Consider the following 13,724-nt stretch of genomic DNA (forward strand, 5'->3'; position numbering starts at 1 on the left):
ACTAAAAAAGCTGGTCTTGACCAGCCTTTTTTTAGTTGAAGTGATAGGGGAATTAATCTTTATCCCACCAAACTTTCCCATACAACGTATCTCCGCCATTCAATCTTTGAACCGCAGCATTGTAGTTAAGCCCGTTCAAGAAAACTTCATCAGAAGGGTACATCTGCCTGGTAGGCACATTGTTCCCTCCGGAAGTGGTGAAGTTATTGGGATAACCGGTTCTTCTCCACTCAGCCCAGCCTTCATAGCCATGCATGAACAGATGAATCCAGCGTTGTGTGCCAATCTGTTGTAAAGCCGTGGCTGCATTATACTGTACTTCTGGTTTCGCTAAGAAAGCCGCTACACCGGTAGTATTTCCCGTCCATTGCAACACAGAGTTCTGAATAGCTAAGTCATAATTTGTTTTCGCCTCTGCGTCACCTCCGGTAATCCAACCTAATTTGGCCGCCTCTGCTTTGGCAAACAAAGCTTGTGCATACGTTACCAAGTAGATAGGTGCATTTTGAGCATAGATGGCAGGCCCCATTAATGAGTAACTGTTTGTATTAGGCATGTTAGTAGTGGTACCTATAGGGAGGCCTATATATTCCCCTGAGGTTCTGGCAGGCTGGCCATAAACTACAAGCCGCGGATCAGCGACTGGTTTCATAACGTCTACTAAGGTTTTAGTCAAAGCCCACCACTCCCGGCTGCTGCCTACTACTTGGGCATACCAATAGCTTTGGTTATTGGCATCATTCAAGTGCCTGTAAATAAAGCTGTCTGCATTGCTCGTCATAATCCCGTCAGCAATGGCAGCGTTAAATTCAGTGTTGCCTTTGGTAGGATTAACTTTAGAGAGGCGCAATGCCATCAACATTCTAATGGTATTGGCCAGCTTCTTCCATTTTGCCATATCACCATTATAAATGACATCATTTGTTACGGCACCTCCCACCAACACTATCTGATCATTGGCTTCTTTTAGCAGAATGAATAAACTGTTATAGATAGACTCTTGGGTATCATATGTAGGCGAATATGCTGCATTTCCCCGCAGGGCGTCTGAATAAGGAACATCTCCCCACCTGTCAGTAATATGCCAGAAATAGTAGGCCTTAAGAATTTTTGCTACGGCTACTTGGTTTACCACTGGTCCCTGGGTGGCACTTAGCGTCTTTGAGTTCAGGACTTCCTCTATGTTCATCAACGGCCCCTGGTATAAGCTATAAAAGCTAGTCCCTCCGTTAGGATAAAGAGAAGCCGTGGGGTATTGGGTCTCAGCCAGATATTGCGCCATGAATTCACCTTGGGGAGAAGAGCCCAACCCGGGCAGTGCCAGCATAGCATTGGCCAGCAATTGCATGCCTGAGGCATTGCTAGGTGAGTTTGTGGTTCTGTTGATGTCTTCATCAAACTCAGTACACCCGCCCAACAGAAGGCTGGCGGCCAGTAACAGATATATTTTTTTCATGGTAGTTCTGATTAGAAAGTAATGTTAAGGTTTACCCCATAAGACCGTACGGTGCTCAACTGCCCAGACTCATACCAGCTGATGCTCTGCCCGCCGCTGGAAAGCTCTGCCGGATCCAGTCCCTTAGGGGCTTTTTGCCAGATTTGGGCAACGTTACGGGCTATGAGCGCTAAACCTACCCGTTCAAACGGCAGCTTGCCTAGTAAACTCTTATCTAAGGTATAGCCAATGCGCACCTCTCTCAGTTTCACATAGGAGGCATCATAAAGCCAGTCATCATATATTCTCCTGGCTACGGTTCCATAATAAGTTTGAGGGTTTACATATAAGGTAACTTCCTGGCCACCCACATCAGCGCCATTGACTTTTACCCCTGGCCCATAGATGCCATTGACTTTGATTCCTCCACCCTCAGCTACCGCATCTCTAATATTATGCCCTCTGTCATTCATCACTGCGGTTTCGGCCGCCTGCCCTGTCCTCATGGCCAACATCTTACTTCTACTGAAGAACTGGCCCCCAATCTGGTAATCAATCATGGCAGACACATCAAATTTCCAAAGCCTCACTGTATTCTGAAAACCGCCGGTATAATCTGGCAGAACACTTCCGAAGTTATGGGTGGCTGCGGTGTATAATGGAATACCATTCGCGTCTAACAAAATTTTACCGGTAGCTTCATCACGCTGATATGACTGCCCAATAAGTACACCAAAAGCTTGCCCTGCGTAAGAATTAAGGTAACTACTTGTAGAAGAATAACTCGTGGAGTAGTGTGGATACACCTCTATGCCTTCAATAAGCTCCACCACCATGTTTCTGTTTCTGGCAATGTTAAAGGTTACATCCCAAGCCAGATTCTCCTTCCTGATGGGGCTTCCTGTCAGGGTAAGCTCCAGCCCTTTATTTTCAATTAAACCGGCATTGACCGTTGTAGAACCATAACCGCTTGTTCCAGAAACGGTCAAAGGCATAACTTGATTCACATTTTTCTGTCTATAATAAGTAAAATCTACCCCTAAACGGTTTTGCAAAAACTTAAGGTCAATGCCTGCCTCATAAGAATGGGCAAAAGCAGGCTTTAACATAGGGTTATTTAAGTTATCTGGCACAAACAAGGTGTTTACATTAGTGGTACCACTAGTATAAACATTCCCCACACTATAGTATGCGGTAGTTTGGTAAGGGTCTAGGTCAGAGCCGGCCTGGGCATAACTTACCCGTATTTTACCAAAGGAGAGAGGATTCCAGTCTATCAATTCACTGAATACAAATGACCCTGAAACAGACGGGTACCAGTAAGAGTTGTTATCTGCAGGCAAGGCAGAGGAAATATCATTCCTTAATGAGGCGTCTAAGAAATAAGTATCTTTATATCCTAAAGATACCATGCCGTAAAAGCTCCGAACTTCTTTCCTTCTTAAATAAGAGGTTGTAGTGGGCCGGTTTACAGAACCTTCAATATTATAATAATCCACTGCTGAAAGTCCACCCACCGTGCCCATAGATAAATAAGTGTATCTATCTGTAAATAAGTTAGCACCTAGATTGGCATTAAGTGAAAAACCTCCCCACTCTTTTTCATACTGCCCCAGAAACTCATAGTTCATCTGCTGCCCCTCATACTTTCCAATAGAATACGCGGGAAACGCCTCAACACCGCCGAAACCAATTCTAGACTCAATATTTTGGGTAAATAAGTCCCCCCTTACAAATCCGCTGAGCTTTAATTCGGGCAAAACGGAATAGGTGACACCTACATCACCAAACACGCGGTTTCTACTATCGTTGATAGGATTCTCATAAGCTTCAAAGTAAGGGTTGTTCCAGTCATCTGGTTTGTAATTAGTCACAATACTAGCATTGGCACCAGTAAGCGGAATAGAACGGAGGCTCCAGTTCAGGAAGGTGCCATCTTCAAACTTATAATTTTTAAGCCGTTTCATGTCTACGTTTCGCTGAAACCACTGGGTGGTGTAGCGAGCACCGTACTCAGACCCCTGAGTAGGCCGTTGCGCCTTATTGGTGGCTATGTTGATATTAGTAGAGACATTCAGCTTTTTAGAAACATCTATTCCCGCACTTACCCCTATATTATTCCTTCTCAACCAGGTATTAGGCTCAACGCCTTCAATTCTGGTATCATTAAAACTTAATCTAAAGTTAGAGTTCTCGCCCCCGCCCGTAATGGTCAAACCATTATTCAAGTTGGTGCCCGTTTCATAATAATCCCTGATATTGTCTGGTTGAGGCAAGAAAGGAGTTTCTTTGCCAAAGTTCTCTTTATCCTGCGGATAGAAACTATAAAACTGGCGGGCAGGGGTTCCATCCATCTTAGGCCCCCAGCTTTCATCTACTTCAGTTTGCACTACTTTTTGACCGTTAGGCAAAGTGTTCCAGGTTTGTTTGGAACCACCCCCGTACAGGTTCTGCAGGGGCATAAAGTTACCCGCTTTCTCAATAGAGAAGGCAGAATTCAACTGCACTGTCACCTTCTTCGCTCCTTTCGCCCCCTTCTTGGTGGTAATCATGATTACGCCATATTGCCCGCGTATCCCGTACAAGGCAGAGGCAGCTGGCCCTTTCAATACGTTGATAGATTCTATGTCTTCAGGGTTGATATCCTGGCCCAAGTTCCCAAAATCAGCGCCGGCATCTCCTGCAAAGTTAGCGTTGGAAATAGGGGTGCCATCTATAACCATTAAGGGCTGATCATTGACACGAAGTGAATTCACACCTCTCAGCTTTATTTTCTGGGTGCCGCCCATGCTTGCTCCAGAAGAACCTACTACCTGTACACCAGCCACCTTACCAGCCAATGAGCCAAGAACATTCTGTTCCTTGGTATATGTAAGATTATTACCACTTACTTCTTGCGTAGAATAGCCTAAAGACCGTTCACTCCTTTGAATGCCCAAGGCGGTCACCACCACTTCATCCAGCAACTTATTGTCTGGGGCAATTGCAATGTCGAAACTGGACTCATTGCCTACGTTCACTTCTTTAGTTAAATAACCCAAGTAGCTTACTACTAATACAGGGGTATCCCCAGAGACATTTAAGCTGAAATTACCATTGGCATCGGTAGAAGTTCCGGAGGTAGTGCCTTTCACCACCACGCTCACGCCGGGCAAGCCGGTACCGTCATCTGCGGCAGTTACTCTTCCTGTCACCGTACGCTGCTGGGCAAACGCCACTTGCAGCACTGTGATCAGGGCCAGAAAAAGAAGTAAAGTTTTTTCATACTGTGTTTGTTTGTAGTTAGATGAGTAAGTAGAAAAGAGGTATTCTTGCAGTAGTTTATTGATTTATATAGTTATCTCCTATAAAAATCACCTAAAGTTTTAAAATATCTAATCAAATTAACATAATATCTATCAGTTTACTATTTGTGTATCTTAGGATTCACTTAGAATAGCGGTTCACTGGAACCTGGGGAGTTGCCCTGCCAGGAAGAGAGCAGAAAAGACGGGTACTCAGATGGCTGGGGCAAGAAACGACCTGTTACGCAAAACGCACGCAAATTCTTTTCACCTTAGCAGAAGCCAAGGCTAACAGTCAAGTAAGAAAGGGCACTTATGGGAAATGACAGGTTAGAACCTGAACACCGCTTGTGGGGTAATCACCGCATCTAAGGTCAGGTCTTTGCGGTGCACATCATCAATGCGCTCAACAGGCGGTTCCAGGGCCAGGCCAATCTTCTGACTGGCGCTGGGGATAAGGGCTAGAAAACGGTCATAGAACCCTTTGCCATAGCCCACGCGGTGCCCCTGGCAGTCAAAGGCGAGTAATGGCACCAGCACAGTGGTGATTTCAGACTCAGGAAGGGGGAGCGCGTGAACGGGCTCCGGAATCCCCCAAAGGCTTTCCCGCAGTTCTGTCTCAGGGGTAAGCAGATAATGGGTCATAGAGAAGTCTGCCGGGTTAGCAACCGGCACCGCTACCTGAACACCTGGGTACTGCTCCCAAATCTGGTGCACAAGCAGCCAGGTATTTATTTCCCGGTGTTGCTGAATGGGCAGGAAAACATGCACCGTCTCCCCGGCCTGCGGGGCAAACTCTGAGAAAAACAGATCAGCAATCTGCCTACTTTTGGCTGCAACCTCCTCTACAGACAATGCACGCCGTTTGGCCAGATAGGTTTTACGCAGCTCTGCTTTCAGCGCCATGGCTACTCCTCCTCCAGTACGGTAAAGCAGTGCGCGAACGGGGCAAACGCCTCAACCAGGCTCTGAATAAAGTCTGGGTTATTGGTTTGGTAGGTCAGGAGATTGTCTACCCGCTCCTGCAGCACACCCGCCGGAAACAGCTTCTCCTTCACGTTTGCCAGTTGGTTGTAGGCGGTGTTGTTCTTCCCTTCAATGGCTTTGTTCAGTTTCTTCTCCAGCACCTGCAGACTCTGCTGGGCTTTCTGCGCCTCTGCGCCCACCGCCTTCACCAAAGTAGGGTCAATGCTTTGCGCCAGGGCCTCTACCTGTTGAAAGGCCGCCTCCAGGGCTTGCTGCTGCTCAGACAGACGCACCTCCTCCTGGTTCAACAGCTCTGCCAGGCGTTTTTTCAGGTCAGGCAGCTCCTGGAACATCTCAGGCACGGTCAGCCCCAGCTTCTCCAGCCGCTGGGCGTTGGCCTTGGTCACATACAGCGCCGAATTCCGGAGCATCACCACCGGGTACGGCACGCCAAACGCCTGAAACATACCCTTCAGCTGGAACCAATACGCCACTTCGGCCCCGCCGCCAATATAGGCCAGGTTGGGCAGCACCAGCTCCTGGTACAGGGGGCGCAACACCACGTTCGGGCTGAACCTATCTGGGTGTTCTTCGGCAAGCCGAAGGATTTCTTCCTGGCTGTACTCCAAGCCGGAGTTCAGAACTTTGTAGCGCCCTTCTTCCAGCACAAGGCGCTCCCGCAGGTTTTCATCCAGGAAGAACAGGTTGATTTCGCGCACCATCACCTGGGGCTTGAAGTGTTTCTCCAGTGCTGCGTTGGTTTGGGTCACGGCTTTGTAGCCCACCTGCTCTGTAAGTTCACGCTTGACCGCGGGCACAAACGCCTGCTTCAGCGCCGGGGTGTCACCGTCTACGCAGATGACGCCGTACTCGCCAAAGAGGCCGTTCACAATCTTGCGGGTAGCTTCGGCCAGGGTGGCGCTGTGGGTGTACGCCTCCTCAAAGAGCGGGTAATGCTCCGGCAGGGCGTCCAGCAGCTCATTCAGCCCGTCGGTAGAAAGGCGGCCTACCGCCCCCTCGGCCTCCAGCTCCCACTCATACTTCTTCCCGAAGAGGGTGAAATGGTTCACCTCGGCAAAGTCATGGTCTTCAGTGGCCATCCAGTAGACGGGCACAAACTTCTGGGCCGGGTACGCCTGCTGCAGCTCGCGGGCGGTGTTGATGGCCGTGACAATCTTATAAATAAAGTACAGCGGCCCCGTGAACAGGTTCAGCTGGTGGCCCGTGGTAATGGTAAAGGTATTTTCTTCGGCCAGGGCCGAAAGGTTGGCCTCTGCCGCCCCAGACAGCTCCACCCCTTCATACTGCCGCCTTAGCTCTGCCACCAGCACCTGCCGCTGCGCGGAAGGGAAGTTTCGCTGTTTGATTACCTCTGAAAAGGAGCTGATTTCTGGAAACCAGGCATAAAACGGCTGCAGTTTGCTATCTCGGTTGAGGTAGTCCAGCACTAGGGGGGAGAAGGCACCGGTGGCGCTATAGTCAATACAGGAAACTTTCATAACGGGAGCGGCGGCGTGGTAGCCCGCGTGCCTGCAAAGGTAAAATCTATTTTGTGAATTCTACCTGGTGTACGTTCCTGGCCGCGCTGCGGATGGTGTAGTACAGGAAACTGCTCCTGTTTTTGGGCTGTTTTCTCAAAAACAGCAAAAACAGGAGCCATTCGCCCCGTATCTTCATTGAAGGGGATTTCACCCAACACCTTCTAAAACACCAAAGCCCCGCAGAGAAGAATCTCTGGGGGCTTGGTGATGGGGCTTCTGCTGGACTCTGGAAGGATAACCCGTTACAGGGGATGGGCAGGGACTGGCAGATTTTATCTGTACTTATTACTGGTTAGCTTGTTTGGGATTTACTATCACGGGTAAAGAACTTACGCTTCTTCACCCGTGCAGGCATACGGGATACTAATCTTTTTTTTCTTTTCTTATATATATCTACAACAACCCTTGCATTGGGCCCACCTTCTTAGGCACAGCAAGCATCTATGGCGTAAGACAACAGACAACGGCCATAAACGTTATGTAAAGCAAGTGAATCTTATTGCCTTCACCAAGCCGCCAGAGGCTCAGGCAGCACTTTGTGACATTTATCACACCGCCATTACCGGTGAGAGCGTATGCGGCTCAGGGTTTCGCGGCTAACGCCCAGAAAAGAGGCAATCTGCTCTACTGAGGCCCGCAGAAAAATATCTGGGAATTTTTGCAGCAGGGCCTCCAGCCGCTCTTTGGCGCTGAGTTTGCGCAGCATCATGCTGCGCTCATCACTCCAGACCACTGATTTGGCCAACTGCTGCCGCATGAGGTTGTGCAGCTCCGGGAAGAATGCATACAAGCCCTCAAAATCTGCCCGGGTTACCATGATTAGCTCAGAGTCTTCCAGCACGTCAAGGCTCTCATAAGACGGCTGCTGCGAGAAATAGCTGTAGTACGGGATGACCGTAGAATACTCTGGCAGGAAACGGCTGGTCACCTGCTTCTTCTTCACGGTATAATACAGCCGCAGCATTCCCTTCACTACAAAATACGCCCGGTCACTCACCTCCCCTTCCCTCAGCAGGATGGTTCCTTTTTTTACCGGGTACGGCCCCACCATGCATTGCACAAGTGCCTCTTTCAAGCCCTCGCTGATGGGGGCCAGTGTTTCAAGATAGTTAGTATAGATATTGCCCATAAATTCTCAAGCATGCTGCCCAAGCCAGGTAACGGCACTTGATTTCGCAAGGATTCAGCCCCAGCCCTACTTGTTACACCTATCCGTTTCTTAGAACAACGGCTATTATCTGGCGTTTTGGTGCTGTTTTTGGGAAAACAGCACCAAAACAGCTTTTAACCTTTCTTCTTCGCAATTCTTTCATACGTATTTGTGAACCTGTGAAAAATACGCTACAGCCAGAAAAGCCTCTTGCCAATAGTACGTCTGTTCCCTTTGGCGAAGGGGTACATGCTTTTCACCTGTAGTTCCGGGTTGGAAATAGAAAGACCTCACAGGGGTTGACAGCCTGTGAGGTCTTTTATCCTTTACGTTTTGGGCCTGTTTTCAGAAAAACAGCCCCAAAACAGCTTATTCTGAAATGGCGGTTGAGGCAAGGTGGCGCTGAGACTCCTGTGTAGAAGTCACCACTTCGCCGTACAGGTCAAAGTCTGAGGAGTCTGTGATCTTCACGTGGGTGAAATCGCCCAGGCGCACATAGGTTGACTCTGCCGGCACCAGCACCTCGTTGTCCACCTCCGGCGAATCATACTGGGTACGGCCTACAAAGTAGCCGCTCTCTTTGCGGTCAAACAGTACCTTGTAGGTGTTGCCCACTTTGGCTTCGTTCATCTCCATAGAGATGCCCTGCTGCAGCTCCATGATGGCATCTGCGCGCTCCTGTTTCACCTCATCTGGCACGTTGTCTTCCAGGGTATGGGAATGGGTATTCTCTTCGTGGCTGTACGTAAAAATGCCCAGGCGGTCAAAACGGGTTTCCTCCACCCACTGGTACATCTCCTCAAAATCCTGCTGCGTCTCGCCGGGGTGGCCGGCAATCAAGGTGGTTCTCAAGGCTATGTCTGGCACCCGCTGTCTTATAGTATCTACCAGTTCCAGCGTGCGGCGCTTGGAGATGCCACGGCGCATGGTTTTGAGCATATTGTCTGAGATGTGCTGCAGTGGCATGTCCAGGTACTTGCAGATGTTGTCGCGCTCCACCATCACGTCCAGCGCATCCATGGGGAACTGGCTGGGGTAGGCGTACTGCATGCGTATCCACTCAATGCCGTTCACGTCTGAGAGGCGCTGTAGCAATTCTGCCAGTTTGCGCTCGCCGTAGTGCTGCAGGCCGTAATAGGTCAAATCCTGGGCAATGAGGATCAGTTCTTTGGTGCCCATGTTGGCCAGACGCGTGGCCTCTGCCACCAGGCTTTCCATGGGGCGGTCTACGTGCTTGCCGCGCATGAGCGGAATGGCGCAGAATGAGCACGGGCGGTTGCAGCCCTCAGCGATTTTGAAGTAGGCGTAGTGCTTGGGCGTGGTAATAAGGCGCTCGCCAATGAGTTCGTGCTTATAGTCGGCCTCCAGGGTCTTGAGCAGCTGCGGCAGCTCCAGGGTACCGAAATACGCGTCTACCTGCGGAATCTCTTCCTCCAGGGAGTCTTTGTACCGCTGCGAAAGGCAACCCGTCACGTACAGCTTGTCAATGGCCCCGGCTTCTTTGGCATCGGCGTAGCGGAGAATGGTGTCAATGCTTTCCTGCTTGGCGTTGTCAATAAAGCCGCAGGTGTTCACAATGATGATGTTGGCGTCATCTTTCTCTGAGTCATGGGCTACGTCAAACTCGTTGGCTTGCAACTGCCCCATGAGCACTTCAGAGTCTACCAGGTTTTTGGAGCAACCCAGCGTGATAACGTTGTATTTGTCTTTTTTAAGCGATCTTACTTTCACGTGCCTGTCTTTGGGAACTTATGTAGGGAGGCAACAACTAAAACCTGTCAAATGGTTTATTCTGTGCCTATTATTTGAAATCGGGCTTTAAAAAGCCGAAGTTTTGATTCGTTTCTATTTACTCTGGTTCAAGTTGTTTTACCTTGAACCTACTCCTTTCTGAAGTTTTCAACTTCAGTGAGGCATGGCCTCAAAAGACGCATTCTTTACTTTTCCTTTCAATTTGCAACCCAGGCAAGTTGACAACTTGCACTATGGGTGGCTCCAAGTTAAAAACCTGAAGCAGAAAAGCTTTTCTAGTTCGCCCACAAGATCCTTTCAGGATGACAAAAGAAGTGAAGCTGTGGGTAAAAATGCAATGACGTTTTTGGCCTGATTTTCTTAAAACAGCCCAAAAACGGGAATTCTATTTCTTGCTGAACAAAGAATCTACAAACTCGCGCTTGTCAAACACCTGCAGGTCTTCCACCTTCTCGCCCACGCCAATGTATTTCACCGGAATCTTGAACTCGTCTGAGATGCCAATGATCACGCCGCCTTTGGCAGTACCGTCCAGCTTGGTCACAGCCAGCGCGGTTACCTCAGTGGCTTTGGTGAACTCGCGGGCCTGGATCACGGCATTTTGGCCGGTGCTGCCGTCTAAGACCAGCAACACTTCCTGCGGCGCGTCTTCAATCACTTTCTGCATCACCCGCTTGATCTTGGAGAGCTCGTTCATGAGGCCTACTTTGGTGTGCAGACGCCCGGCGGTATCAATGATCACCACGTCGGCGCCCATCTCCACGCCTTTCTTCACGGCGTCATACGCCACTGAGGCAGGGTCTGTGTTCATGCCGTGGTCAATCACCGGAATGCCCACGCGGTCACCCCATATTTTGAGCTGGTCAACGGCGGCGGCCCTAAAGGTGTCACCGGCGCCCAACACCACTTTCTTGCCGGCATTGTGAAACTGAGAGGCCAGCTTGCCAATGGTGGTGGTTTTGCCCACACCGTTTACGCCCACCACCATAATCACGTACGGTTTGCCGCCGGTGTCTGGCAGACTGAAATCTGCCGCCACGCCGCCTTTGTTTTCCTCCAGGAGGCTCATGATCTCTTCGCGCAAGATGCGGTCCAGATCTGAGGTGCCCACGTATTTGTCACGGGCCACGCGCTGCTCAATGCGGTCAATGATTTTGACGGTGGTGCCAATTCCTACGTCAGCATGCACCAGCACGGTCTCCAGTTCATCCAGCACCTCTTCATCCACCTTTGATTTGCCTACTACGGCTTTGCTCAACTGGTCAAAGAAGCTGGTTTTGGTTTTCTCAAGGCCTTTGTCTAGCGACTCTTTTTTCTCTTTGTTAAAGAAACCGAATAGTGCCATAGCGGGAACGGGGCTGGTAATGGTGGAAATGGTATAAACGGGAATATACCAAAAAAGTCCCACGTACAGAGGGACTTTCATGGGTATATCTTAAAGCGATAACGGCAATTACTTTTTCAGGGCGTCCTGTACTTGGTCAATAGGCACCATTTCTTCTCTAAAGGTGTAAGCACCCGTCTTAGGTGACTTTACCGCTTTGATTACTTTCGCCCAGTCTTTACCAGTGGCGGTCTTCAGGGTTGCAACTACTTTCTTAGCCATGGTTATTTAATCTCTTTATGTACAGTTACTTTCTTCATGAACGGGTTGTACTTCTTCATCTCCATACGCTCTGGAGTGTTCTTTCTGTTTTTGGTAGTGATATACCGAGACATACCAGGTACGCCGGAGTTTTTCTGCTCAGTGCACTCCAAAATCACCTGAACTCTATTGCCTTTAGCTTTCTTTGCCATCGCGAAGTTGATTTTTTATTTAGGACTGCAAATATACAGGCTTAGTAATTGAATTACAAATAGGTTGCCACTTTTTTATGAGCGTATCAGGTAGCACGTATCCAATAGCGAGACTTTCTCAGTCAAGATTTCCGTTTTCGGCCTGTTTTGGCCAAAACAGGCAGAAAACAGGATCCCTAAATCTTGCTACCTGATTCACACTACGTGCTACTCACTTCAGCTCCGGCAGCTTGAAACTGTCTAACGGACTGGGTTTGGCCATAGTGGCCTCTATGTCTTTCACCGTGCGGGGCGCGCCACTAGAAAGGTTCTCCCAGCCTTTCTCAGTAATGAGCACATCGTCTTCAATGCGTATGCCTATGCCCCACCATTTCTTGTCACACGGGCTCCCGTCCGGAATGTAAATACCAGGCTCCACCGTGATCACCGTGTTGGGCTTAAAGGCCCCGTAGGTGCCGCGGTCATGCACATCCAGTCCCAGATAATGGGAGACACCGTGCATGGTGTAGCGGCGGGCCTCTTCGGGGTTCTTGATAATGCCCAGTTTCACCAGCCCTTCTGCCATTACTTTTTGGGCGGCGGCATTGGGCGCGTTAAACTCATTGCCTACTTTGCATTCTTTGAAACCGGCTTCCTGCGCGGCATACACCAGTTCATATATCTGCTTCTGGTCTGGCGTGAACTTACCGTTGGCCGGAATAGTCCGGGTCACATCAGCCGTATAGCCGTGGTACTCGGCACCCAGGTCCATCAGCACCAGGTCATTGCCCAGCTTAGGGCGCTCGTTTTCAATATAGTGCAGAATGCAGCCGTTGTTGCCCGCACCTACAATAGACGGATAGCCCTCATACTCGGCCCCGTACTTTTTGTACACGAACTCGTGAATGCCCTGCACTTCGGTCTCAGACATATTGGGGTGCATGGCTTTCATCACCTCTACCTGCCCAATGGCCGACATGGCAATGGCCTTGCGGAGCAGCTTCATCTCGTCAGGGGTCTTCACCTCCCGCATCTCGCTCAGCTTCTCCTCCAGAAAGCCGGTATCTACTTTCTCCTGCGGAACCTTGGCTGCCAACGCTGCCCTAGCCGCCGCATCTTTGGCGTTCACGTAGGCTTTCAGGAAAGTATTGTTGGCCAGGGCCGGATTAGCCGCCATCTGGCGCTTCACCTCTTCCTGCACCCGTGGCCCCGCCTGAGCATCATACTGGCTAATGATCTGGTACACCTGCTGGTGCGCAAAGCCCTGCCCCGGCACCAGCCCTACCTTCTGGCGGAACTGCGCCACCAGATCATGCAGATCAGCGGGGTTAGACGGGTCGTTGCGCAGATCATGCGGCAGATCCAGAAGAAAGATGCGGTCAAAGGCCGCCGTGTCCAGCTTGAAGCCTGCAAACGAAGTGGCCGGAAGCGCGTAGGTCAACCCCAGTTGCTGCTTCACCCCTTCCTCACCCAGGCGTTTGCCCGTCCAGGACTCGGCCTGCGGGTTACGGGGCTGCGCGAAGAAAACTTCCTGGGTAGCCACCCCATTGATCATGAACTGGTCTGAGAATAGCAGCAGCACCGCATTGGGCTCCCGATACCCGGTGAGGTAGTAAAAGTCTGGGTGCTGGTGGAAGTGGAAATCCACGTCATTGGCGCGGTTCCTGAGCGGATTGGAAAAGAAAACGGCAACGGAGTTGGCCGGCAGCTGTTGCCGCAGGGCCTCTCTCCGTTGCCGGTGAAATTCTTTATCCAGGAAATCCGCGGGTTTGTCTGGTCCGCCAGATTGCGCGGCCACTCCCAGCGGAAGCGACACAAGT

At 50.1% G+C, this 13,724-nt stretch carries 10 protein-coding genes; all 10 read right to left on the reverse strand.

What is annotated here, in order from left to right; genetic code table 11:
- Positions 1-52: 52 nt before the first annotated feature.
- Positions 53-1,456 (reverse strand): SusD/RagB family nutrient-binding outer membrane lipoprotein, encoded by a 1,404-nt coding sequence (locus A8O25_RS16510; protein ID WP_066836957.1) that lies wholly within the window; start codon positions 1,454-1,456, stop codon positions 53-55.
- A gap of 11 nt (positions 1,457-1,467) precedes the next feature.
- Positions 1,468-4,662 (reverse strand): SusC/RagA family TonB-linked outer membrane protein, encoded by a 3,195-nt coding sequence (locus A8O25_RS16515; RefSeq protein ID WP_241499060.1) that lies wholly within the window; start codon positions 4,660-4,662, stop codon positions 1,468-1,470.
- Positions 4,663-5,049: 387 nt separating this feature from the next.
- Positions 5,050-5,625 (reverse strand): 5-formyltetrahydrofolate cyclo-ligase, encoded by a 576-nt coding sequence (locus A8O25_RS16520; RefSeq protein WP_066836963.1) that lies wholly within the window; start codon positions 5,623-5,625, stop codon positions 5,050-5,052.
- Positions 5,626-5,627: 2 nt separating this feature from the next.
- Positions 5,628-7,184: a bacillithiol biosynthesis cysteine-adding enzyme BshC gene (bshC, locus tag A8O25_RS16525; RefSeq protein ID WP_066836966.1), complete on the reverse strand. Its 1,557-nt coding sequence runs from the start codon at positions 7,182-7,184 to the stop codon at positions 5,628-5,630.
- A gap of 601 nt (positions 7,185-7,785) precedes the next feature.
- A complete protein-coding gene (locus A8O25_RS16530) occupies positions 7,786-8,355 on the reverse strand; it encodes a Crp/Fnr family transcriptional regulator (RefSeq protein ID WP_066836974.1) in 570 nt (189 codons plus the stop codon).
- A gap of 390 nt (positions 8,356-8,745) precedes the next feature.
- Positions 8,746-10,107, reverse strand: coding sequence for a 30S ribosomal protein S12 methylthiotransferase RimO (rimO, locus tag A8O25_RS16535; protein WP_066836977.1), 1,362 nt, complete (start codon positions 10,105-10,107; stop codon positions 8,746-8,748).
- Between the two features lie 406 nt (positions 10,108-10,513).
- Positions 10,514-11,473: a signal recognition particle-docking protein FtsY gene (ftsY, locus tag A8O25_RS16545; protein ID WP_066837049.1), complete on the reverse strand. Its 960-nt coding sequence runs from the start codon at positions 11,471-11,473 to the stop codon at positions 10,514-10,516.
- A 108-nt stretch (positions 11,474-11,581) separates the two neighbouring features.
- Positions 11,582-11,734, reverse strand: a complete 153-nt coding sequence (locus A8O25_RS22515) for a DUF4295 domain-containing protein (protein WP_071887815.1) — start codon at positions 11,732-11,734, stop codon at positions 11,582-11,584.
- 2 nt (positions 11,735-11,736) lie between these two features.
- Positions 11,737-11,925, reverse strand: coding sequence for a 50S ribosomal protein L33 (gene rpmG / locus A8O25_RS16550; RefSeq protein ID WP_066836997.1), 189 nt, complete (start codon positions 11,923-11,925; stop codon positions 11,737-11,739).
- Between the two features lie 211 nt (positions 11,926-12,136).
- Positions 12,137-13,720, reverse strand: a complete 1,584-nt coding sequence (locus A8O25_RS16555; protein ID WP_241499061.1) for an aminopeptidase P N-terminal domain-containing protein — start codon at positions 13,718-13,720, stop codon at positions 12,137-12,139.
- Positions 13,721-13,724: the final 4 nt, after the last annotated feature.

It is taken from the genome of Rufibacter ruber (assembly GCF_001647275.1).
Classification (GTDB): Bacteria; Bacteroidota; Bacteroidia; order Cytophagales; family Hymenobacteraceae; genus Nibribacter; species Nibribacter ruber_C.